General features: G+C 76.2%; 16 protein-coding genes. All 16 read right to left on the bottom strand.

Annotated elements, in window-relative coordinates:
- Positions 1–12: 12 nt before the first annotated feature.
- The 16 genes from BX285_RS22325 to BX285_RS22400 all read right to left on the bottom strand — a co-directional run bounded on the left by BX285_RS22325 (position 13) and on the right by BX285_RS22400 (position 23,493).
- A complete protein-coding gene (locus BX285_RS22325) occupies positions 13–3,486 on the bottom strand; it encodes a DUF6519 domain-containing protein (RefSeq protein WP_121176775.1) in 3,474 nt (1,157 codons plus the stop codon).
- A gap of 110 nt (positions 3,487–3,596) precedes the next feature.
- Entirely contained in the window at positions 3,597–5,852 is a 2,256-nt protein-coding gene (locus BX285_RS39285) for a hypothetical protein (RefSeq protein WP_121176778.1), read from the bottom strand.
- A 40-nt stretch (positions 5,853–5,892) separates the two neighbouring features.
- On the bottom strand, positions 5,893–8,595 hold the full coding sequence (locus BX285_RS22335) for a baseplate J/gp47 family protein (protein WP_121176780.1): 2,703 nt from the start codon (positions 8,593–8,595) through the stop codon (positions 5,893–5,895).
- Positions 8,592–11,156: a baseplate J/gp47 family protein gene (locus BX285_RS22340; RefSeq protein ID WP_121176783.1), complete on the bottom strand. Its 2,565-nt coding sequence runs from the start codon at positions 11,154–11,156 to the stop codon at positions 8,592–8,594. Before BX285_RS22340 ends, BX285_RS22335 begins: the two co-directional genes overlap by 4 nt.
- A complete protein-coding gene (locus tag BX285_RS22345; protein WP_097239611.1) occupies positions 11,153–11,518 on the bottom strand; it encodes a GPW/gp25 family protein in 366 nt (121 codons plus the stop codon). The genes BX285_RS22340 and BX285_RS22345 overlap by 4 nt, the downstream gene beginning before the upstream one ends.
- A 61-nt stretch (positions 11,519–11,579) precedes the next feature.
- Positions 11,580–12,281: a phage baseplate assembly protein V gene (locus BX285_RS22350; RefSeq protein WP_097239612.1), complete on the bottom strand. Its 702-nt coding sequence runs from the start codon at positions 12,279–12,281 to the stop codon at positions 11,580–11,582.
- Positions 12,282–12,287: 6 nt separating this feature from the next.
- On the bottom strand, positions 12,288–13,388 hold the full coding sequence (locus BX285_RS22355; protein ID WP_121176785.1) for a phage late control D family protein: 1,101 nt from the start codon (positions 13,386–13,388) through the stop codon (positions 12,288–12,290).
- Positions 13,385–13,690, bottom strand: a complete 306-nt coding sequence (locus tag BX285_RS22360) for a tail protein X (protein ID WP_097239614.1) — start codon at positions 13,688–13,690, stop codon at positions 13,385–13,387. The genes BX285_RS22355 and BX285_RS22360 overlap by 4 nt, the downstream gene beginning before the upstream one ends.
- Before the next feature lie 40 nt (positions 13,691–13,730).
- Positions 13,731–14,399, bottom strand: coding sequence for a hypothetical protein (locus tag BX285_RS22365; protein ID WP_097239615.1), 669 nt, complete (start codon positions 14,397–14,399; stop codon positions 13,731–13,733).
- 22 nt (positions 14,400–14,421) lie between these two features.
- The gene (locus tag BX285_RS22370) at positions 14,422–17,616 is read right to left on the bottom strand and encodes a DUF4157 domain-containing protein (RefSeq protein ID WP_121176788.1); all 3,195 of its coding nucleotides are present in this window, start codon (positions 17,614–17,616) and stop codon (positions 14,422–14,424) included.
- Complete coding sequence (locus BX285_RS22375; RefSeq protein WP_097239617.1) at positions 17,613–17,903, bottom strand: hypothetical protein; 291 nt, start codon at positions 17,901–17,903, stop codon at positions 17,613–17,615. Before BX285_RS22375 ends, BX285_RS22370 begins: the two co-directional genes overlap by 4 nt.
- Positions 17,900–19,969, bottom strand: a complete 2,070-nt coding sequence (locus BX285_RS22380; RefSeq protein ID WP_121176790.1) for an ATP-binding protein — start codon at positions 19,967–19,969, stop codon at positions 17,900–17,902. The genes BX285_RS22375 and BX285_RS22380 overlap by 4 nt, the downstream gene beginning before the upstream one ends.
- Positions 19,966–21,198, bottom strand: a complete 1,233-nt coding sequence (locus tag BX285_RS22385) for a Pvc16 family protein (RefSeq protein ID WP_147465208.1) — start codon at positions 21,196–21,198, stop codon at positions 19,966–19,968. The genes BX285_RS22380 and BX285_RS22385 overlap by 4 nt, the downstream gene beginning before the upstream one ends.
- Positions 21,195–22,121 (bottom strand): hypothetical protein, encoded by a 927-nt coding sequence (locus BX285_RS22390; RefSeq protein ID WP_121176795.1) that lies wholly within the window; start codon positions 22,119–22,121, stop codon positions 21,195–21,197. Before BX285_RS22390 ends, BX285_RS22385 begins: the two co-directional genes overlap by 4 nt.
- The gene (locus BX285_RS22395; protein WP_121176797.1) at positions 22,118–22,978 is read right to left on the bottom strand and encodes a hypothetical protein; all 861 of its coding nucleotides are present in this window, start codon (positions 22,976–22,978) and stop codon (positions 22,118–22,120) included. The genes BX285_RS22390 and BX285_RS22395 overlap by 4 nt, the downstream gene beginning before the upstream one ends.
- Complete coding sequence (locus tag BX285_RS22400; protein WP_121176799.1) at positions 22,975–23,493, bottom strand: phage tail protein; 519 nt, start codon at positions 23,491–23,493, stop codon at positions 22,975–22,977. The genes BX285_RS22395 and BX285_RS22400 overlap by 4 nt, the downstream gene beginning before the upstream one ends.
- Positions 23,494–23,502 lie beyond the last annotated feature (9 nt).

Raw genomic sequence — 23,502 nt, forward strand, 5'->3', positions numbered from 1 at the left:
CGGGGAGCGCCACTACAGCGCGACGTTGATCGCGGCCCAGGGCGGCTGCAGGGCCTGGCCGCCGACCAGGAACGCGCCCTTGACGACGTTCCCGGTGACGGCCACGCGGTTGGCCGGGACGTCCAGCCGGACGGCGGTGAGGGCGCTCGTCTCCAGGTGGTTCGCCGAGACGACCGTGCTGTCCGCGGAGCCGTCCAGCAGGGCCCGCTGGTTCGCGTCACCCGGGTGCTGGTCGGTGCGGCGGATCAGGTTGTCGTTGACCAGCAGTGGCCCGGCCAGGACGCTCCGGACGGCGACGGAGTCCCCGTCCGCCTCGATCCGGTTTCCCCGGATGGTCGCGGCGGGCAGGACGGAGGCGTCCGGGGCGAAGACCCGGGCGGGGGTCACCCAGGCCAGGCCGTGCTTCAGCTCGGCGTACCAGCCGGTGCCGCCGAGGCGGGCCAGCAAGGTCGCGGCGTCGCCTGCCGGGTCGAGCGTTTCCCGGGAGGCCGGTGCCGGGAAGCGGGTGGTGTCGATGTGGTCGCGGCCGAGGAAGAGCAGCACGGCGAGGAGGCCGACGGCGCTGCGGTCGGGCCGTCCGCCGCTGGTGATGACGTTGTCCAGCACCTCGACTCGGCCGGAGCTGGTCACGGCGACCACTCCGGCGACGAGTAGGGCCGTCGCCCCTTCCGGGAGCCGCACGTCGAGGATGTTGTCCGTCACGGTGACGGAGCGGCACTGCTGGGGGAAGACGCCGACGACCATCAGCGTGGTCGGCTCGGTGGTCGCGGGGAAGAGGTCGTGGATGCGGTTGCCGCGCACCTCGCCGTCGGTCACGCCGGTCAGGAGGACGCCGACCATCGGCTGGCCCGGCTCGAAGGGGAAGTCGGGCCGCTCGGTCCGGGTGACCTCGTTGCCGCGGACGACCACCCGTGAACCGCTCGACCCGGGCCGCATGACGACACCCCCGGTGCCGCCGTCCAGCCGGTTGTCGGCGATCACGACGTCCTGCTGCGCGAGTTGCATGGCGATCGCGGGCCCCACCGTGGACAGGGTGCAGCCGGTGACCGACACCGCGGACAGGACCCCGGCCAGGCGGGGGGCGGTGAGGGCGATCCCGGTGCCGTCCAGCCGGAGCGGGGGCTGCTGCACGTCGCGGCCCCCGCCCGTGGTGAGGTCGCCGACCGGACGGGCGGTGATCACGCAGTCGCGGATTTCGCTGGTGGGCGCGGCGAGTTCGATCCCGGCGCCGCCGCCGTCGATCCGGCAGTCCCGGATGGTCAGGGCGGCGTTCAGGGATTCGGCCTGCCAGATCACGCCGGCGCCGCCGTCGCCGACGATCAGGTTGTCGCGCAGGGTGGCGCCGAGGGAGAGCTGCACGCGCTCGTCCAGCAACAGGCCGCCGTCCACCCCGTAGACCAGTGAGTCGGTGAGTTCGAAGCCGGCCAGCATCAGGAACGCCCCTCCGCCGAGCGGCTGCGGGCCGTCAGCGGCGCGCTCCCGCGGCCGGATGACCGCCGTGATGCCGAGATCGGCGAGCAGTGCGCAGTCGCGTACGGCGAGGCCCACGACCAGGCCGGACAGCGCGATCGCGGTCTCCTGGACGTCGCCCTGCCCCGTCCCTCCGCCCTCGGTCCCGCCCCGGTGGGACACGTCCCGGTCGGACACGTTCCGTCCGGTGATCAGGGCTTGCAGGAGCTGCGGCCCGTCGTTGCTCAGCAGGCTGGTCCGGGCGATGGCGCACCGGAGCAGGTCGACACCGGCCGAGCCCGCCACCGCGATGCCGATCGCGGGGAACTCGCCACCGCCCCCATCGCCCCCATCGCCCTCACCGCCCCCCTCGGTCGGACGCTCGACCGGATCGCCCAGGATCGCCAGATCGCTGACCGTCACCCCGCGACATCGCTGCAGCACCAGCGCCGGCCCGCTTCCCCGGTGCCGGAGCACCGTCAGCCAGCCGTGCCCGGAGAGGGTCACCGACTGGGCCCCGTTCAGGACCACCGGTTCGTCGAGCTCGTACTGGCCCACCGCCAGGCAGACCCGCCCGCCGGTCCTGCGCACCCGGTCGACGGCCTGTTGCACGGTCAGGGTGCCGTCGGCGTGCGACTCGGGGGTCACGCAGACCGTGCAGTCCCCGCACTCCGCGCAGGCCGGCGGCCAGACGCCCCGGCAGTCCGTGACCTCGTTCGGGAGGTCGATCACGGCGAGCCGGCCGTAGAAGCGGTGCGGGCCCTGCGGGGGTGCCTGCGTCAGCTCCTCGACCCGGCCGTCGGCCGAGCGGGCGGTGAAGGTCCAGTGGTCGCCGGTGCGCAGCGTGCCGCCGGCCGGGGCGTCGGAGAAGGTGATCCGGACGCCGTCCTCCAGTACGAGTCCGCCGGTGGCGGCGGAGACCGGAATGGTTCCGTCGGCGCCGACGAGCGGGCCGCTGTGGTCCCACTGCCGCAGCCTGGTCCGCCGACCGTGGTCGGCCGGGTCGAGGTCGGCCGGCAGCGCGGCCGAGAGCGTCACCTGCTGGGTGGGGTCGTCGAGCCGGTCGACGGTCACCACCCGGGCGAGGAAGCCGGGGGTACCGGACAGCTCCCGGTCGTCGTCCAGCACCTCCACCCAGGCGCCTTCCCGGATCCGCTGGACGTCGTCGCGCCCCGTCCGGGAGACGGTCAGTACCGTGCGGGTGTCGTCCACGTCGGTCACGGCGGCGGCCACGCTCGCGTTGTCGCGGGCCCACTTGAAGCCGGCCTGGGCGAGCATGCCGTCGTTGTGCACCTCGACCCGGTAGAGCCGGTTCTCCCAGCCCAGGTAGTCGGCGTCCGGCGGCACGCTGCACGGGTCGGTGGAGGCGGGGACGGCCACGCCCTTGGTGGAGAGCCGGCCGGCCGAGGGCGCGGTGGCCGCCACCCAGCCCGGGATGTCGGGGTCCTCCGTGCCGCAGTCGACGTCGTCGGCGTCCTTCGGCAGTACCTTCACCTGCCAGACGGTCTGCATCCGGGCGTCGGTCTCCACGCCGATGGCGGGATCGATCAGCTCGGGCCGTTCGACCGCGGTGACCTCGCGCTCCCAGGCCTCGACGTACACCAGGTGACGGCCGGGCGTCAGGTCCGGCGGGTTGGGCAGGTACGGCTGGTCGGCGTACCGGACGGGTGCCGCGGCCCGTAGGTCCTGCAGCCCCGGCTCGACGTGCGGGCCCGGCCCCTCCTGCGGGCCGACCTCGCCGTGGTTGTCGAGAGCCAGGCCGTGCAGGTAGAGGCGGCCGAGGCCGATGGTGAAGGACTTGCCGTCGGCGGTGGCCTCGATCCGGAACCCGGTCGCCTCAGGGGCGCCGCCGGTGTCGAGGTCGAGCGGCGCGGTGCACGGGCCGAGGACGTCCAGGGCGAGCGCCCGCAGGCGGTGGTCCAGGCCGTCCGCCAGCTCGTTGAGGTAGGCGTCCCGCAGCATCCGGCCCTGTTCGGCCCGGGGCCGGCTGTAGTCCGCGGCTGGGTCGAAGCTGAGGCGGGTGTAGTCGCCCGGCATGTACGGCTCCTTCGAGATCGCTGCATCGGTTGCCCGGCGCGCGCGGAGGACGCGCCGGGCGCGGGGCGGGCTCCCCGACATGCGTCGGGGCTCCCGGAGGACGGCGGCGGTCAGACGATGACGGTGATGCCGGCGGTGATGCCCGCCGGCAGGTACTCGTCCAGCCGCCGCCGCAGGTTGTCCAGCCGCTGGGGCTCCTTGACGTGGCAGTAGGCGCCCATCTCGCTGCCGTCCTCCGCGCCGGCGGCGATCTCCGCCGGACAGCGCGGGTCCAACTCCGCGAAGCCCGGGTCGTCGTAGTGGCGGGAGACCAGCACCGGGCGCACCCGGCGCTGCTCGGCGTCCACCAGGGCGGCGCGGGCGGCGCCGGTGGCCTGGGGGTCGGCGGCCAGCACCCGGGCGACGGCGAGGTCGGGCTGGCAGGCGAAGCGGCGGGGCGTGCGGCTGGCCTCGGCCGGGCGGGCCGGGTCGTCCGGCGGCAGGTAGCTGTACCGCAGACAGCCCTGCTGCGTGCGGGCGGCCACCAGCCGGGCGGTGAACAGGCATTCGCTCGCGTCGACCGTCCGGGCGGCGACGGTGCCCAGGAAGGTGGACCGCTCGGCCCGCAGCCCGGTCCCGGGCGCGCCGGCGCCCGCGACGGCCTCGGTGGCCCCGGCCGTGCCGGTGGCCGGGCCGGCGGCGACCACCGAGTCCAGCAGCAGCACCTCGTCGGCCGGGGCGTCCAGCAGGACGGGCCCGAGCAGGCAGAAGGCGAGCTGGATCCGGAGCGTGGGGGAGGGCCCGGCCACCGTGATGCTCGGCCCGTCCGCGACCGGTGCGCCGGTCTGGTCGCGCGGACCGCCGGGCAGCAGCGTGCAGTGCAGCAGCCGCAGCCGGGCGAGGGCCGGCCCGGTGGCGATCCGGCCGTCCAGCGCCACCCCGGACAGCGTCAGCGTGCCGTCGCCGCGAACGGTGAGGGTGCCGTCGGCGGGCGCGGGGCGCAGCACCGGCCGCTGCAGGTCGGCCGCCTCGATGACCAGGCTGCGCCCGGTGACGGTGATTCCGGCGGGCAGCGCGTAGTCCTCGCTGTCCAGGACCTGGATGACGGTGTGGCGGGCGGGGCCGGCGGCCCAGGCGGCCAGCGCGTCGGTCAGCGTGGTGTGGTCGGCGTCATGGGCGGCGACGGTGAGCAGCTGGTCGGGTTCGCCGGCGGCGAGCCAGCCGGAGCGGTCGTAGTCTCCGCCGCCGACCAGCCCGGCCGCGCCGTGGAAGAAGGAGCCGCGCAGCACGGCGGGCAGCGGGAGGGCGGAGCCCACCGCCACCCGACCGTTGCGCACGTCGACGGCGAGCACCGCGCCGTCCGGCCGGGCCGCCGGCCACGGGTCGAGCCGGCGGCTGAGCACGGTGGCGTGGACCTGCCCGAGGTCGGCCGGGTCGGCGGTGGGAGTGACGAAGCGGTCGTCGAACCAGACGCCGAGGCTCGCCGCCGGGGCGTTCGCCTGGTCGCCGACCGGGCCGTACAGCGTGGTGGGCGAGGGCAGCGGGCCGCCCGCCGCCGAGGTGTCGGGGTGGGCGAGCAGGTCGGCCTCGAACAGGGCGGGGCGCAGCGGAGCCGGGACGGCGGCGGCTTCGAGGCCGGGCGGCAGGTCGGCGGTGCGGTTCCCCCGGGTGAACAGCGGGCGGTCGAGGCCGAGCGGGTCCAGCCGGTAGCGCCACGGCTGGTCGGCCTCGCGGGCCGGCACCCGCTGGAGTGCGGCGGCGCGCTCGCGGTGGACGGCGACGGTCACGTGCGCCGGGTGGTACCAGCCGACCGGGCCGTCCGGGTGGCGCACGTCGACCAGCCGGGTGGTGCGGTCGAAGGGCGTGCCGGCCAGTGCGCTGTCCAGCCGGGTCGGCAGCCGGGTGGTGGTGAGGTCGGGCCGGGTGTGCCGCAGGTGCTGGGTCCAGGCCGTCCGGGCGAGGCCCTCGACCAGCCGCACCGGGAACCCGCAGGCGTGCTGGGCGACGTCGGCGAGCGCCGAGACGGTCCCCTTGCGCCGCCGTACGGCGATGGTCCGGGCCACGTCGGCGCGGGCGCTCGCCCCGGCGGAGGGGAGCAGGCGCGGGCCGCGCAGGTCGTCGAACTCGACCAGGGCGGTGGCGTCGTCCTGCGCGGTCGAGGCGTCGTACAGCGGGACGGTGCCGACCAGTCGGGCCAGGTACGGGACGTACTGGTCCTGGCAGGTCTCGATGAAGTGGTCCTCGTAGCCGCGCGCGATGTCGGCGGCGAGCGCGTCGGCCTGCTCGCCGATGACGGCCAGCAGGGCCCGCAGCGGCTCGCCGACCTCGGCGTCCCTGGCCCGGATGACGGCCGGGAGCCGGGCGTAGAGCTGGTCTGCGGCGGTCATGTGAGCCACCTCCGGGACGGTACGGGCGGGTGCGGGGGCGTCATGTCAGGCCGCCGGTGGTCGGTGCGGGCGGCGCCGCCGCCAGGGTGACGGTGAGCTGGTCGGGGGCGAGCACCGGCAGTTCGGCCGGCAGCACGCCGCCGCCCGCGCCGGCCCGGACGTCCAGGAGCCGCAGCCGCTCGGGCAGGTCGCCGTCGGCCGGGTCGGCCCCGTGGTCGGCGAGGAACGCCGCCCAGACGGCGTCCGGGGTCCCGGGCGGTCGGGCGAAGCCGAAGCGGGTGACGGTGACCGTCGCCGCCCCCGGCACCGCGGCGGCGGCGAGGTAGAGGTCGGACAGGTGCAGCGCGCGGGCGAGGTCGGTGCGGTCGAAGCCGAGCCGCCCGGCCAGGGCGGCGCGCACCCCGGCCAGCACGGTCTCGGCCTCGGCCGCCGGGCCCGGGGCGACGGTGACGGCGAGCACCAGCGGCACCGGGGTGAAGTCCTGGACCACCACCCGCCGGTAGGGCGGGCTCGCCGAGGCGACGGTACGGGCCAGCAGCCGACGCCCGGCCGGGTCGAAGGTGCCGCCGGCGGGGCCGGCCACCGTCACCGCGATCAGCAGTCCGCGGCCGTCCCACACGGTGGCGGCCCGGGCCTTGGCCACCTGGCCGGTGGCGACCAGCAGGTCCGCGCAGTCCGCCGCGCTGACGGCCCGGCCGAGCACCCGTACCGTCCCGGGGGCCCGCTCGCGCAGGGCGCTGCCGTCCTCCCGGTCGGCGCCGCCCTGGGCGGCGGCCGGGTTGGCCACGGCGTCGAGCCCGGGCAGCCGGTGCAGCGGTTGGGTAAGGGTGCCGGCGCCGACCCGGCCGGCCAGCCCGGCGCCGTAGCGGTAGTCGGCGACGACGTTGCCGGCGCCGCTGCGCGGGCGGGCGCCGTTCGTCCCGTCGCCGTACTGCACGACGGTCGAGCCGTCGGCCTCGGTGCGCAGCTCGTACACGACCTGGTCCGGCCCGGCGCCGAGCAGCTGCGGCACCTCTCGGGAGGCGAGCCCGCCGACCCGTACGGTCAGGGCGGTGACGGAGCCCTCGGGGGTGGCCGCGGGCACCCGGGTCAGCGGGCCGTGGGCGAGGGCGAAGCGCTGGAAGGCGGACGAGGCGTCACCGGAGCCGAGCACCTCGTGCGGGACGGTGACGCCGTGGCTCGCCGTCGCGGCGTTGCCCAGCAGGGTGGTGGCGGCGGCGTCCAGCGGGTCGGTGTCCTCGGGCTGTGCGGCGAGCGGCACCACCAGGTAGCAGGCGTCGCCGGCCCGGACACCCCCGGCGGCCGGGTCCGCCCCGGCCGGTTCCAGCCGGACGCCGCCCTGGACGGTGGTGGCGACGGCCCGCCCGCCGGGCGCCGCGAGCACCAGCCGCCGGCCCCGGGGCAGGTCGGCGGGGGCCACCACGGGTGCCGCGGCCCGGTCGGTGCCGGGCGGGCCGAGCACCTGCACGGAGTCGGCCGCCGCCCCTGCGTTGGCCTCGGCCTCGGCCGGGGGCGGCGGTGCGGTGGCCACCGCCAGGCCGGGGATCCAGAGCTCGTTGCCGAGCCGGTCCGGGTGGTCCAGGCCGAGCCAGCGGACCGCCTCCCCGTCGAGCTGGACGACCTGGACCTTGCGGCGGTCCGCGATCTTCGGCAGCTCGGGATCGACGGTCACCTCGGCGACCTGGCTGGTCGGCCCGGTGGCGCCGAGGAGCTGCTCGGTGCCGGGCGCGGTCTTCGTCACCCGGACCACGCGGGTGAACGCCCCGGGGTCGACCACCAGCAGCGGCGTCCCGACGGCCAGCGACTCGTTCTTGCGCTCCAGCGGCAGCGGCGCACCGGCCGCGATCTCCACCTCGCTCGCCTTCCCGACGTCCCAGGTGATCTTGTCGCCGTTCTTGGACATGATCGGCGGTGCGGTGTCCGGCACGTCGTGCCCGTTGACCAGCAGGGACCGCGCGGGCCGGTAGGCGGCCGCGCCCGCTGCCGCGGTCTGCGCGGCGAGCCGCAGCCGCAGCCCGTCCGGCCCGGCGTCCAGCGCGGCGACGGTGGTGCGCAGGACCGAGCCGGTCTCCCGCGTTCCGGAGCCGCCGATCTTGACGTGCGCCGACTCCGGCCCCTCGACCACGACCAGCATCGGGTCGCCCGGCCGCAGCACCCCGGCCCAGCGCGGCACGTCGGCGGGGTGGACCAGCGCGCCTTCGGCCCCGGCGAGCGGATCCACCGCGACCGGCTTCCCGTACGCGGGCAGGGCGTTGAGCCGCCAGTCGGCCGCGCAGCCCTCCAGCGTCTCGAAGGTCTGCGGCTGCTCGCCGGGTCCCGGCACGCTCTGCACCGGGAACCCGGCCGGCACGGTGAGCGCGGCGCCGGCGGCGAGCGTGAACGCGAGCGTCGCGGTGGCGGAGACGCCCGGCCGCGGCCGGTAGCCGATCAGCTCGACCAGCCGGTGCACGCTCTCGTCGAGCACCGCGGTGCCGAGGAAGTGCTCGTTGACGTACCGCTCCTGATGGAAGGTCAGGACGTCGCCGAGCGCGGCCCACTGCTCCAGCAGCGTGATCGCGTGGTCGTCCTGGTCCCGCGTGGTGAGCCCGGCGAGCTCGGGCTGCGCGGCGATCCGCTCCAGCATGGTCCGCTGGAACGAGGCGAAGTCGCCGATCCGGGCGCGCAGCGCGGGCAGGCCCGCCGGGTTGTCGACCGGCAGCGGCGTCTCGGGCAGGCCGCCGGGGCAGGTGCCGGGGGGTCTCAAGGGGTACCTCCGTCGATCTCCAGGTGCAGTACGCCGTGCTCCGGCAGGCTCGGGTCGTCGTCCAGGCGCAGCACCTGCCAGGGCGCCACATCCAGGCGCCCGGCGGCGAGTTCCCCGTTGTCGGGCGCGTCGTAGCGGCGCAGCGCCAGCGCCTTGACCGAGTCGACCCCGGGGACGGCGGCCACCGCCGCGTACACCTCGCCGAGCAGCAGCGGCCGCCCGAAGCCGAGCGCCGCCCCGGCGAGCAGTCCCGCCCGTCCGCCCGGCAGCCGCCCGGCGATCAGGGCGTCCCGTACGGCGCGGCGCAGCACGGCGCGGCTGTGCCCCGGGGCGGCGCACACGTGCAGCGCGAGTTCGACGGCGACGAACTGCGGCGGCCGGACGTCCACGTCCTGCCCGGCCAGCCGGACGGCGTCCAGGGCGGCCACCACCTCGGCCCGCAGGGCGGTGGAGAGCTCCTGGTGGCTGCCGCCGGTGTCCACCAGCGCCGTGGGATCGACGGGCAGCACGGAGACCAGCCAGGTGTACCAGCTGCCGGTCCAGCGCAGTGCGGCCACCGCCGCGCGCACGGCCGGCAGCCGCAACACGGCGTCGACGGCGTCCTGTTCGGTGACGGCGCGCTCCTGCCGGGCCCGGAAGGCGTCGGGGGCGAGGCGCCGGGCGTGCTCGATGCTCTCCGGCTCGGTGCCGCCGGTGGCCGGCACGGGGTTGCGGACGGTCTGCACCCGCTTGGCGTCGGCGTCGGGCAGGACGATGTGCGCCAGCGCCTCGGCGCCGATGTTGCCGGCCGTGCCGTTGCCGATCCGGTAGCGGGCCTCGAAGGTCTGGGCCTGCAGCGGCGGCCGCCCCAGCGGGGGCCGGCCGAAGCGGATCAGCCCGTGCCCGGTGTCGTCCACCTCGACGACCAGGTGCAGGTCGTTGGGCCCGCTGTCGAAGAGGTCCGGCACCGGCGAGTACACCTCGGGCGGGCCCGAGCGCGGCCGGGCGGTGACGGTCAGGGACGGGACGGCCGTCTGCGGCCCGCCGGACAGGTCGGTCCGCTCGGTGTCCGGCGCGCCCGCCTGATGGGTCAGCGGGGCGTCCGGCAGCCGCAGCCGGGGGTCGAGCGGCCCGCCGAGCGGCCCGGCGGCCGTCGGGTCCCAGCCCTCCGGGGTGACGTCGATCCCGTCGACGGTGAGGCCGTGGTCGGCCAGCACGGTGTTGCCCCGGCCGAGCGAGACGTCCTCCAGCACGTCGCCGTCGGTCTGCACGGCGCGGACGCAGACCGGCCGGTCGGGCGCCTCGGCGGCGGCCCACCGGACGGCGAGCAGCGGCAGTTGCGGGTCGGCGTCGTGGGTGCGCCCGGTCAGCCGCACCCGGCCGTCGGGATCCTTGGTGACAGCGGGCAGGTACGCCGGGTCGCTGCCGGGCTGGACGTCGGTCAGCCGGACGACCCAGCGGGCGGTCGGGTCGGCGTCGGCCGCCAGCCCCGTGCGCGGCGAGCGGACCTGCTCCAGGACGAGCAGGTCACCGGCCTTCAGCACCGGCTCGGCGGCGGTCGCGGGGTGCGCCGGGTCCTCGGCCCAGAGCCAGGCGGTGGTGGCGCCGGCCGGGAGCCAGTAGCTGTCCTCGCCCCAGTGGTGCAGGTGCAGTGTGTTGCCGAGCGGATCGGCGGTCAGCTTGTGGGCGGTCTCGAACACCACCGAACCGTCCAGCGGGGGCGTGGCCAGTGCCCGGGCGTCGACCAGTTCGGTCCGGATCCCGGGTGGCGGGGCGCCGGTCTGGCCGGCCAGCGGGTTCGGGATCGTGGTCAGCAGCCGGGTGCCGCGCGGCACGCTGATCGGCGCGGTGACGGCCAGGTGCACCGCGGTGGCGGCGTTGCGGCCCTGGTGCAGCGCGTAGTCGACCAGTCGGACGTGCCGGCGCACCGACACCCGGCGGCGGGCGAGCCCGAGGTAGCCCTCCAGCAGGGCCGCGTCCTGGGCGTAGGACAGCTGGTCGGCGTGGAAGGCCAGCAGTTCGAGCAGGGTGACGGCGAGGTCCGCCGGGTGCCGGTCGGAGAGCGAGGGGTGGCGCTGGGCCGCGAGGTCCAGCAGCATCCGGCGGAAGCCCGCGAAGTCCTTGGCGGTGACGTCGAGCAGCGGTTCGGGCCCGCCCGGGTCGGCCGGGCCGGGACCGGGGGCGCGGCAGTCCAGGTCGGAGGGGCAGGTGGCCATGAAGGAGAAGCCGATCCGGCGCAGCACCGGGTCGAGGTCCGGGACGGCCAGCTCCAGCTCGTACCGGCTGAAGTCGCCCGGCTCGTCGGTGCGCACCAGCAGGGTCCGCGCGTCGGTGACGGAGACCGCCACCACCCGGATGCCGCGGATCCGCTCGCCGCCCTTGACCAGCACCTGGTCGGGGCGGCTGACCAGCTTGAAGGGGTCCGCGCCGGCGGGCAGGTCGCGCAGCAGGCCGACGGTGAGCCGGCTGTGGTCGGCTGCATCCACCTCGACGTAGTCGATGCCGTTGCCCCGGTCCTCCTCGACCAGGAGTTCGGCCCGGCGCCGGGTGAGCGGGTCGGGCGGCAGGATCGCCTCGGTCATGCCGGCACCACCACCTGGACGACGCCGGCGCCGCGGTCGACCCGGCGGCGGTAGGCCACGGTGACCACCAGGGAGCCGTCCTCGCGGGCCACCGTGTCCACCCGGTCGACGGCCACCAGGTCGTCCGCCCAGGTGTGCAGCTGGGCCTTGATCAGCGCCTGGGTGGCCGTCGCCAGGACGTCCCCGAGCGGCGCGAAGACGAGCGCGCGCAGCCCGCAGCCGAAGTCCGGGCGCATCACCCGCTCGCCCGGCTCGGTCAGCAGCACCAGTTCGATCAGCTCGCGGACGTGCCGGTCCGGGTCGGCGCTCGCGGTGCGCCCGGTGCCGTCGACGCGCAGCGGGAAGGAGAGCGGCCCGGTCACGACGGCTCCCGGACGACGGGGGTTTGAGGACGGGCCGTAGGCCGGATTGCTGTCATCTGCGCTACTCCACCAGGTTCTTGACGCTGAGCAGGGCCGGTGTGGGCGGCGGCACCTGGGCGACCGGCGGGGTCGGCACCACGGGCACCGGCCCGGCGACCATGCCCGGGTGGATGTGGGTGTTGACGAGCGTGGCGAGCTGGGTCAGGTAGCTCAGCAGCTGGGTGCCGAGGACGGCCGGCTCGGCGGCCTGCCGCCCGTGGCTGACCAGCGGGGCCTCCAGGGTGACCTGGGTGAGCGCCTGCAGTGTCACCTGGCCGGAGTCCGCCTTGATCTCCAGCAGGTTCTGTCCGGTCAGGTCGCTGACCGTCAGGGTGTGGCCGTCGTCGTCCAGGCTCACCGTCAGGCCCGTCTCGCTGACCAGCTCGCGCCGGCCCGGGCTGGGCAGCGGCGAGGTCGGCGCGCCGGGCGCCTCCAGCGGCCCCCACCAGCAGCCGGTCCAGATCGGGCGGGACGGATCGCCGGCCTCGAACTCGACCCAGAGCGGGGAGCCGACCGGCGGCACGGTGTACAGGCCCGAGCGCTGCCCCGCGTACGGGGTGCAGGGCAGGGCCCAGCCGGTCTCGACGTCGCCGAGCACCTCGGGCACCTTGGCCTTCAGCCGCCCCGACTTCAGCGGGTCGTCGACACTGGTGACCTCCCCCCGGTACTTGCCGAAGTAGCGGTCGGTGCTCGCCCCGATCGCCAGCAGTGCGTGGTCCAGCACGGTCGTTCAGCCTCCCAGTGCGCCGAGCAGTCCCGAATCGCCCACCGCGTTGCGCACCGCGGTGAAGCGTTGGCTGTAGGCCCTGGGGGTGATCCGGTGCACGACCTTGCGGACCAGCCACGGCCCGCTGTAGGCGGGGCCCGCCCCGGCCAGCCGGATCGGGTCGCCGGGGCGCAGCGGTCCGACCGAGGCGTCCACCGTCCCCTCCGCGACGATCGCCAGGGCCGCCCGGTCGACCAGGGCCTGGGCCGCGGTGCGCAGGTCCCCCGCGCCGGTCAGGGCGGTGCCGGTGAGCCGGGTGACCGGGGTCGGGCTCAGCCCGGAGAGCACGCTGGTGCCGCCGATGGTGGAGCTGACGGCCGTCACCTCGGCGCTCTGACCGCTGTGCCGCAGGTCCATCGCGTCCGCGGTGACGGTGGTGGCGCGCAGCATGTCGTGGCCGATCCGCAGGTCGGTGACCCCGCTCGCGCTGCCGGCCCGTACGGCGAGCGTGGCGACCGGCAGGCCCTCGGCCGAGACCTGGTGGAAGTGGCCGACCTCGATGCCGGTGTTGGCCTGCGGCAGGGTGAACACCTCGAAGCCGTTGCGCCGGGCGAGCCGGCGCAGGAAGCGGATGTCGCTGCCGCGCTGCACCGTGGTGCCCTCGGGCTCGATCAGCACCGGACCGGTCGGCGAGACCTGGGGGACGAGCTTGTAGCCGGCGAAGATCTGGGCCGCGATCACGGCGTCCGGCAGGTTGGGCCAGGCCTGGGTGCGGTCCTGGAGGTTCATCAGGCCGGTGGCGTCGAGGCCGCCGACCTCCACCGAGGAGTCCCCGGCGTTCTCCCCGTACACCACGGAGCGGGTCGCCGCGTACCCGGCGAAGAGGAAGACCGGCAGGGGGACGGTGCCGAGGACGGCTCCGATCCGCACGCTCTGCCCGGCGGTGAACCGGTCGGCTTCGAGCAGCGGCCACTCGCCGCGCGGGGACAGCCCGGTGCCCAGTCGCAGCCGGAAGGTGCCGGGCGCGTCCAGGGTGGTCTCGACGACCAGCTCCTGCAGCGCGTCCAGGACCTCGCCCGGGGCGGGGGCGTTGTCGACCAGCAGGACGACGGTCACGGCCGTCACGACAGCGCCTCCGGCGAGACGGGCTGCGGCAGCTCGATCGGCGTGCCGGGCGGCTCCAGCACCGCCGCCGGGCCGGCGGACGCGGTGGCCGGGTTGGCGTCGACGATCCGCCACCAGGCACCCGGGTCGCCGTACGCCCGGTACGCGAGCAGGTCCAGCCGGTCGTGCGGCCGGGTCGCGCCGGTGACGGTCGGGCCGGTGGCCGGCGGTACCCGCAGGGTCACCCACGGCCGGGCCCGGCCCCGCTCGTCGACGTGCACCGCCGACGGGACGTCCCGGTAGCGGCTTCCGGGGTCGGACATCGGGCCTCCTGCGAAGGACGGGTAGGGCGGCTGCGGGCGGTCAGAGCGGAAGGACGGACGGCGCCTGCGCGGCGGACTGCGCGGTGTTCACGGCCGAGAACACCTCCCGGGCCACCGCGTGCACGTCGGCGAGCGCACTGATGAACACGGGAGCGGCCTTGAGCTCGTCCTGGCTGAGCGTGGTGAGCTGGAGTTCCGCGCGGGCGCTGATCGGGTTCAGCCTGGCGTCGAAGGCCTGCTCGGTGACGGACAGCCCGGCCACCTTGACCGGCAGCACCCGCCCCGCGCCCCAGACCAGCACCGTCCAGTTCAGCCCCTGCGGCGTGATGACGGCCAGCCCGATCTCCGCCTGGAGCTTCGTCAACTTGGCCAGCACGGTGGAGGGGTGGATCAGCTGCTCGATCGCCGAGATCACCGGCAGCAGCCCGCTGACCACCGTGACCGGATTGGCGGCCGGGTGCTCCAGCTGGTCGGCGGCGTCCAGCGCGAGCGAGACGGTCAGCGTCTCGACGGGCGTGGTCGCGGGAGTCTGCGACTCGCCCGCCCCGGCGGGCGGCTTCGCCCCGACGGCCTGCCCCAGGTCGAAGCGCCGTGCGAGGGAGTCCGGGTTCAGCGGGAACACGATCAGCTGCACCGGGACGGGCGCGACCGACCCGAACACCAACAGCGCCCCCTTGGTGAGCCGCGGCCGGCCGGGAAACTCGCTCATCGACAACCCCAATCCCGTGCATCTACAACTTCAGCCCGCTGCGGACCCGGTCGGTGATCTGCCCGGCCAGCGCCAACACGTCGATCTTCGGGGTGATCCACTGGATGTCCTTCGCCTCCGGCAGCCGCAGCGGCTTGTCGGACTCGTAGTCGAACGGCGCGATCAGCCCGAACTCCAGCCCGGTGTCGAACGCGTAGGCGGCGAGCTCGTACGGCCAGCTCTTCTCGCCCAGCAGCCGCGCCTTGGCCGTGATGTCCGCCGTGATGGCGAGGGTGAGCACCGGCTGTACCTTGATCTGCGCCTGCGCGTGGAAGGCCAGCACCTTCCGGGCGTACACCAGCTCCGCCTCCGCGTTCAACCCGCCCCTGAGCAGCACCCCGCCGGTGACGCTGATGCCGCCGGTGATGCTGGCCACGCCCGCCGAGAGGCCGGCCGCCGCCCGCAACCGCAGCTCCAGGCCCGCCTCGGCAGGGAGCACCAGCCGGGCCTTGGCCCCGACCTTCAGGTCGGTGTCGGCCTCCAGCGGGTTGAAGGCCGCCGAGAGCACCAGGTCCCTGATCTCGCCCGGCCCGAAGCTGTACCGGAACGCCGCTGCGGCGCTCAGCTGCGCCACCAGGCCGAGCGAGACCGGGCCGAGCGGCACGGCGAAGAGCGGGATCTCCGGGAACGGGATGTCGAAGATCTGGTAGCGGTTGCCCCGCGGTTCCAGGAACCGGTACGGCGGGAAGCGCAGCTCGCCCTCGACCCGCAGCAGCTGGTCGGGGGAGAGCAGCACGGCGGCCCGGCCGACCAGGCCGGGCCGGATCTGCAGCTCGACCTCGCCCTTGCCCGAGATCCGCCCCTCCCGGTCGAGGACGGCTTCGAGTTTCCCGCTCACCCGGTCGCGCTTGAGCTTGATCGAGCCCTTGCCGGTGAAGTGGCCCTCGTCGTAGCCGAGTTCCATCTCGCCGTCGAGGCCGAGGATGGTGAAGGTGGTGTGCCCCGAGCCGGTGACCCGCTCGCCGTCGTAGGAGGCCCGCAGGTCGAACGGGTTCAGGCCGGGCACGGTGACGGTGCCGTGCCCGGTGTAGACCAGGTGGTCGCCGCGCCTGGCCACCTTGAGGTCGATCGGGGTGCCCAGCACCGACAGGTTGACCTCCCCGCTCGCGCCCCAGCGGCCGCCCGCGAAGTCGACCACCACCGAGCCGCCGGTCACCAGCCCGGCGCGGGGCGTGGCCCGCAGGTCCAGCCGCCCGGTCACCCCGGTGTCCGGGCGGTACCTCACCTTGGCCTCGGCCCGGTCCAGTCCGGGGACGGTGGCGTGCAGCGTGCCGGTCGCGAACAGCCCGGCGGTGTCCGCCTCCGCGTTCAGGTCGCCGGTGACGACCCGGGCGAGTTCGAAGCCCAGGTGCCCGCCGGCCGTGAAGCCCGGCCCGAGGGAGATCGCCAGCGAGGTGTCGGTGAGCTTGAACGGCGGCAGCGAGAGCGCGTCCAGGGGCGGGCTCACCGAGGCGTGCAGCCCCTGGCTGTCCAGGGTGACATCGATCGGCCTGCGGTTCAGCAGCGGGATGCTCGGGGTGATCGCGCCCTTGCCGACCAGCCCCTCCTCGGCCATCCGCAGGTCCAGGTGGCCGGTGCTCAGGTACGGGTACGTGAACTCGATCCGCTTGCCCTTGTCAGGGAAAGCCAGCCGGCCAGCGGCGCCCGGGTCCACCACGTTCAGGAGGAAGTCGCCGCCGCCCTTGAGCGGGCTGACCGCCAACGGGAGCCGGGTGCCGGCCCGGACGTCCTCGAAGTTCGCGGTGACGGTGTCGTGGCGGTGGTCCACGGTCCGGTGCAGCGACTTCAGCCCCATGCCCGGGATCAGCTCGCGCGCCGCGTCATTGGCCTGGTCGCCGGCGATCGGGTCCGGTACGGTCGGCCGGATCTCGGGGGCCACCCGCAGCACCTGGGAGACGGCCCCGGCCGAGAGCGGGTAGGGAGTCCGGTCGGCGAAGGCCTTCTCCAGCCTGGCGACGTCGGCCTGGTTCGGCCGGCTGCCGGCCTGCAGGTCGGCCAGGGCGGTGTTGTGCACGGCGAGGGAGTTCACCGCCTGGCCGCGGCGCCTCGCGATCACCGCGTCCTGCTGCTCCGGTGCGACGGGCAGCGTCTCCAGGGCCGGCGCCTCGTAGGTGCCCTGCTGGACGACGTCGGAGAAGCGCAGGGTCAGACTGCGGGGCCTGAAGTCGGGGTTCTGCTGGTTGAGCGCCTTGACGACCTGGCTCGCGGCGTTGCGCAGATCGGTCCAGATCCTGCGCCCGCTCGCCATGTTGTCCTTGGCGTCGTGCGGCGCGAGGTTGTTCGGCAGGTTGGTGCCGCCCAGCTGGAGCTCGATGACGTGGTCGATCTGGGTCTTGTCGGCCTGCGACGCCGGCCGGAACTCCCCGGCGTCCTGCTTCTTCCCGCCCGCCTCGTACCACCACTGGCGGGCCAGCTCCGCGGGCCACTTGACGCGCTGAAGCCAGAGCGCGCGCAGTTCGTCGGTCGGTGCGCGCCTCTCCCACAGTTCGGCCCGGATGTACCTGCCGCTGACGTCGGTGACGGCCTGCAGGGCCCCGCCGTCCTTGGCGTTCATCGCGGCCAGCGCCTGGTACTCCTTCTGCCACGGGCCCTTCTCCCGGGGGAGGACGAAGGCACCCAGGTCCACCAGGACGACGGTCGGGTCCTCCGGCAGCTGCCGCACCGTCTCGACGGTGCGCTGCTGGCCCGCGTAGGTGACGGTGAAGGGCTGCCAGACGGTGGCGGGCGGCGGGTTCTCCTCGGCCCGGCCGAGGAAGGGCGCGGTCGCCCGCTGCCAGGACCAGCCGGGCGGCAGCGGGCGCTCCGACAGTGCCGCGGCGTGCTCGGCCTGCTGCTCCAACGCGGCCGAAGCGGCGGGCAGGTGGTTGCCGCCCGCGGCGAGCAGGTTCGGGGCGTGCGCGCGGCCGCCGTGCTGGGCGACGTGGGCGAGCTCATGGGCGATCAGCGCACGGCCGGGGGCGGTGAGCGGGTCGTAGGAGCCGTGCGCGAAGACGACGTCGTGGCCGACGGTGTACGCGCGGGCCCCCAGGGCGCGGGCGGCGGCGTCGGCCTCCGGGCCGGTGTGCACCCGCACGGGCGTGAAGTCGTGCCGGAGGTTGGCGGACAGTCGGTCGCGGGTGCCCGCCTCCAGTGGCCGGCCCCCTCCGGCGAGGCCGGGGCCGGCGGACGGGGAGGTCATCGCCGCACCGCCCTCGCCACGGCCTCCGCCAGCTCCCGCCCCAGCCGCTCGCCGCCCGGGCCCCGGACGGGGGACTCCGGGTCGTCCGGGCCCGGCACCCGGGCGTCGGTCACCGGGGTGCGCGGCGCCGCCGGATCGGCCAGCAGCTCCGCCAGCCGGCGGCGGAAGACCTCCAGCACCTGCGGCACGTCCGCCTCCCGCACGCCGCGCAGTACCAGGTGCTCGATCTCCACCTCGATCGGCGCGGTGGCGCCGCCGCCCGCCCACGGCCCGGCCGGAACACTCATTCCCACCCCCGCAACTCGTGCGGGGACAGCGGGCGCTCCAGCTTCTCGCACTCGATCCGCACCGCCTCGCGCACGTGCGCCATCCGTACCGGCTCGTCCGCGTCGGCGGCCAGGAACGCGGCGTGCAGGGCGAGTTGGGCGATCGTGCCGCCCGCCACGGCGACCTGCGCCAGCCGTGCCGGGTCCAGCCCGTCGACCGGGACACCGGGTGGGAAGGCCCGCTCCCAGAGCCGGGCCCGCTGCTCGGCGTCCGGGAAGGGGAAGGTGACCACGAACCGCATCCGCCGCAGGAACGCCGAGTCCATCGCCTCCCGGGTGTTGGTGGTGACGATGCAGATCCCGCCGAAGGTCTCCAGCCGCTGCAGCAGGAAGCTGACCTCCAGGTTGGCGTACCGGTCGCGGCTGTCGTGGACGGCCGTGCGCCGGCCGAACAGCGACTCGCCCTCGTCGAAGAGCAGCACCGCCCCCGCCTCGGCGGCGGCGAACAGCCGGGAGAGGTTCTTCTCGGTCTCACCGATGTACTTGCTGACCAGTTGGCCCAGGTCGGCGCAGACCAGGTCGCGCCCGAGCTCGGCCGCCACCGCCTCGGCCGCGGTGGTCTTGCCCGTGCCGCTCGGCCCGCTGAACAGGGCGGTGACCGCCAGGCCCCGCTCGCCCGGCCCGGGGTGCCCCCACTCGTCGTGCACCCGGCCCCGCTGGCGGACCTGCGCCAGCATCGCCCGCAGCGCCCGCTCGGCGGGCTCGGCCAGCACCAGCGAGTCGAGGCCGCGCCCGGGGCGGCACAGCCGCGCCAGGCCGTGCAGCGGCTGCTCGTCGGCGGCCCGGCAGGCCGCCACCAGGTCCGCCACCGGGACGGCCCCCGAACCGGGGGCGGCGAGCCGCACGCCCCGTTCGACACCCAGCGCGATCGCGGCCGGGGTGAGCGGGGTGCACTGCGCCAGCTCGGCGAGCTCGGCCGGGCCGGCCGACCGGCCCGAGTCCGCCAGGGCGGCGGCGAACAGCTCCCGCCGCTCGCCAGGGCCCGCGACCGGCAGCCGCAGGACGGGCTGCGCGGTGGCGCAGGCCGGCGGCTCGGCGAGCGAGAGGACCACCGGCACGCCGTACGAGCCCGTGTCCGCGGCCAGCCGCAGCACCGTCGGCGCCGGTCCGGCGAAGGCCGCCGGATCCCCGTCCGGGCCGTGGCCCGGGCCGATCGGCCGGTCCGGCGCCTCGATCAGCAGCAGCCGCCCGCCCAGCGCCGCCTCACGGGCGAGCAGCCGCCCGTACAGCTCGGCGGTGGGGGCGTCGGGCGGTACGTCCCCGGCCTCGGTCACCAGCGTGCTCAGCCCCAGCGCGCGGGCCGCCTGCACCGCGGCCTGGCGCCGGGTCAGCCGGTCCTCGCCGACCAGCGAGACCGGGCGGGGGAGCGTGGCCGGCCCGGACCGGCCGACCGGCCCTGGCGCCACCAGGGCGGCGAGCCGGCCGACGGCCGCCAGCTGACCGGGGGCCAGTCGGCAGAGGTCCTCGGCCGCCCGCGCCCTCCCGCGCAGCCGCTCGTCCAGGGTGTCCGCCCCGACCAGGGCGTGCAGCACCCGCTCGTCCACGGCGAGCGGCAGCTGGGCCAGGCCGCCGTACCGGCCGGGCGCGGGCTCCGGCGGCAGGTCGGCCAGCCGCCAGTGCCGCAGCGGCGCGTCCGGCAGCAGCGCGCTCCAGTGCGGGTCCGGGAGGGTGGCGAGCGCCCGGGAGAAGGTCGCCGGGCCGGTGGCGCAGGGCAGGCCGAGCTCGGGCGCGGCGGCGGCCAGCAGGACGTCCTGCTCGAACCGGGTGAGGCCGAAGAGCCGGGCGATCCGGTGCAGCGCGACCGGCGTGCCGGTGTCCGCCGCCACCTCGGCGGCCAGCAGCGCGGCGGCCCGCTCGGGCCGCTCGGCGTCGGCCGGGCGGCCGTCCAGCCGGGCGGCGACGGCCTCGGCGTGCAGCACCAGGTGCCGCTGGTTGTCCCGGGCCCAGACGGCGCCCGGGGCGGCCTGTGGCGGCGGGTCGGCCGGGTCGGCGGCGGTGGCCGGCCGCTCGTGTCCGACGGTGGTCACAAGGTCACCTCCTGCGGCAGGAACAGTCCGTGGAGGTCGAGCGGCGGCAGGCTCCGGGCGCCGTCGACCTCCAGCGTCACCCGGTAGTCGCCGCGCGGCGCGGCCGTCAGCCGGACGCCGAGGGCGGCCTGCGGCGCGGGCGTGACGTCGAGCGCGAGCGCCACGGTGGCGTCCGGGCGCACCCGGTCGAGCAGCAGCCGCACCCGCCGCTCCGACCCGGTGAGCGGCGGGAGGACGTCGGCGGTGAGGGTGCCGTCGTAGGCGCCCGCACCCGGGGCGGGCGTGGCGGTCACCGCGCCGAGGGTCGGCAGGACCGTGAACGCGACGGGCGCGCTCGCCAGGGCCGGGGCGGTCAGGGAGACGGTGGAGTCGAGCGGCGCGGTCAGGCGCTGGACCTGCACGGTGTGCTCGCCGGGCCGCACCCCGGTCAGCGGGACGGTCAGCTGCCCGGCGTCGACCACCGTGGCCGGGGCGGCGGCACCGTCGACCAGCACCTTGAGCGTCTCGCCGGGAAGCGGCGCGAGGGCCGAACCGAACAGCCGCAGATCCGGCATCGGGGCGGCGGCCCGGACCGGCGCGCCGGGGCCCTCCGGTCCGGCCACCACGTCCAGCCGGGGGCCGCTCAGCACCCGGGTGCCCAGGCCGGTCCGCAGCACTGGCAGCACGGTGCCCGCGGCCTCGGGGGACTCCACCACGACGGGCCCGGCGACGAACGCCAGGCTGAGGGCGAAGGCCCCGGGCTGGTAGAGCGCCCAGAGCCGGGTCAGCTCGTCGATGCTCAGCTCCTCCGGGCGCAGCCGCACCCGTTCGCGGGCCCGGGCCAGGTCGTTCCTGGCGATCTCCGGGTGGTCCGTGGCGGCCTGCTCGATCAGGGCCGGGAAGATCTCGGGGGTGGCGTGCAGGGCGGCCGCGCACAGCGCCAGCAGCTGCTCGCTCTGGAAGGCGCTCTGGCCCCGGAAGGTGACCAGGTAGTGCAGCTCCAGCGCCGTCCGCGGCACCTCGCGCGGCGCACCGCCGTACGGCGGGCGGGTCGGCAGGTCGTCCGCGGCCAGTGAGGCGTTGCGGCCGGTCCGGTACAGGTGGACCCCGACCAGCGGCAGGTTGGTGTCGTCCGCCAGCGTCCCGGCCTTGACGGTCGGGCGGGGCATGACGGACGCGGCGTCGATGCGCGACTGGAGAAGCGTCACCAGGGAGGCGGTGACGGTCGGAACGGCGAGTGCGTTGCTCATCCGGGCCACCCCCCGTCGTGCCGACGGTGGGCGGCGAGCAGGTCGGGGTGCCGAGCGGCGGCCGGCGCAGCCGGTGCGGCCGGGGCCGGTGCCGCCGCGGCGGGTGCCACGACCAGCTCCACCCGGCCGATCCGGACCACCACCGGGGCCGGTGCGGGCGCCTCGGCGGCCCGGCTGCGCCGGCCTGCCCGGCCCGGCACCGACGGGGAAGACGCGCTCGGCAGCGGGTCGCCCGGGCGGGGGCGCAGCACCACCGCCGGCGGCAGCGGCGGGGCGGCGGCCGGTTGCTCGGCGGTCCGACAGTCGGGGTACGGCCCGGGACCGACCGGCCGGGCGGCGCGGCCGGGGTCCTGCGGCCGGAGGCCGCGCTCCCGGCTCGGCCCGGCGTTCGGCGCGGGGTCGGCGCCCGGGGTGCGGCGGCGCGGCGCCCGGTGGGCCGGGGATTCCGCCTCGGGCTCGGCGGCGGTTCGCCCGGGCCCGTCCGGCTGCGCCGCCGGCGCACGGCGCTCCACCCGGAGCGGTGTGATCGGCAGGCTCTGGGGGCCGGCTGCCGGTACCGACCGCCGGAGCGGCGCCGGAGCGCCGGACGGCGACGCGTGCGGGGCTGTGGGCACCGGCCGCTCGCCGCCCTCGGCGCGCGACTCCCGGACAGCGGCGGGTGCAGCCGCCGGCCCGTCCTGGTCGGCGTGCGGCCAGGACGCGGGCCCGGGCGGATCGGCCGGGCGGGGTGCCCGCTCGGCCCGGAGACGGGCGCCGGCCGCGGCCCGGGCGGCGAACCAGGACAGGTGGGACTCGGCGGTGCTGGGCAGCAGCGGAGCGCCCGGCTCGGGCCGCGGCTGTGCCGGGCTCGGGGTGGCAGGTCCGGCCGTCATCGCGCGGGCGACGAGGCGGCGCAGCAGCCCTGTCGGGGCCGGTGCCGTCACTGGTCACCCGCCCAGGCTTCGCCGTCGGCGATCAGCGTCAGGTAGCCGGCCCGGCGCGGTGCGGGCAGCGCCAGCACCTCGGGCTCGGTCCAGCCGTACGCGAGGGCGAGGGCGTGGACGTCGGTCATCAGCCGGCGGTGCGGGGTGAGCCGCGCGGCCAGCTCGGCCGCCGGGTCGAGCACGGCCGGCACCGGGGCGGCGCAGGCGGCGCAGGAGAGCAGCAGCTCGATGTCGGCGAGCGGGTCGGTGGCCGCCATGGTGGTCTCGACGGCCGCGACGGTCGCCTCGTCCACGGTGTGCCAGGCCGTCACACAGCGGTCCAGCAGCAGCCGTCGGGCCTGCTCGGCCGGATCGTCGGCGGCCGGGTCGCCGACGGCGGGGCCCGGTACGGCCGGCAGCAGTTCGGCCAGTGCCTCCAGGTCCGCGCCGGTGGGCAGCCGGAAGGCGGGCAGTCCCGCCGGCGGGCGGGGCGCGGCGGGGGCGTGCGCCGCGTCGCCCAGCAGCTCCACCAGGTCGACGGCGGCGTCCAGCCGCTCGCCGCAGGACGGGCAGTCGAGCACCCACTCGACCAGCGAGCCGTACGTCGAGGCCACCAGTGCGAGCAGCAGCGCGTTGCGGTCGCCGACGCTGAGCGCCCGCAGTTCCTCGGGCTCGGGGCGGCTGCCGCCGAGCTCCGCGACCGCGGTGGCGAGCACCAGGGTGACCCAGTGCTCGCCGCCGGGGCCGTTCCCGCCGCCGAGGGCCGCCTCGTCGGCGCCGGTGAGCACGCGGACGGTGGCCGCCGTGGCGGGGCGCGTCGCCAGGCCGTGCCGCAGCTGTACCGGGCGCGCCGGGCCGATACCGAGTCCGGGGATCATAGGGAGAACGAGACCTCCTTGGGCTCGACCACGGCCGGATCCCGCTCCCAGCCCTCGTTCTCCAGCTTGATGTGGGCGAGGGCCACCGCGTTGGCGTTGGCGTCGAGGTCCGGCAGCGACTGGTACTCGCTCACCCAACAGCGGAAAACGTTGTAGGCGATGACGAGTTGGCCGGCCTCGTTGTAGAGCTCGATCACGATGTCCTTGCGGAAGTCCGCGAGGCTGACCTCCGCGCCGAGGGCGGCGCCGTGCTGCCACACCTTGGAGGCCCACGCCTCGAACTCCAGGTCGTGGGTGACCCCGCGTTCGAGGGTGATCGCCTCGTACTTGGTGCGGCCGGGTGAGCGGCGGGCGCTGGACGGGTCGCCGCCCTCGCGGAACTCGACCACCTCGGTGGTGCGTTTGAGACTGCTCACCTTGCTGACGCCCGCGACGTAGCGGCCGTCCCACTTGACCCTGAACTTGAAGTTCTTGTACGGGTCGAAGCGGTTGGTGTTGACGGCGAACTGGGCCATGAGTGGGCT

Origin of the sequence: Streptomyces sp. 1114.5, from assembly GCF_003635085.1 — a bacterium.
Lineage (GTDB): Bacteria > Actinomycetota > Actinomycetes > Streptomycetales > Streptomycetaceae > Kitasatospora.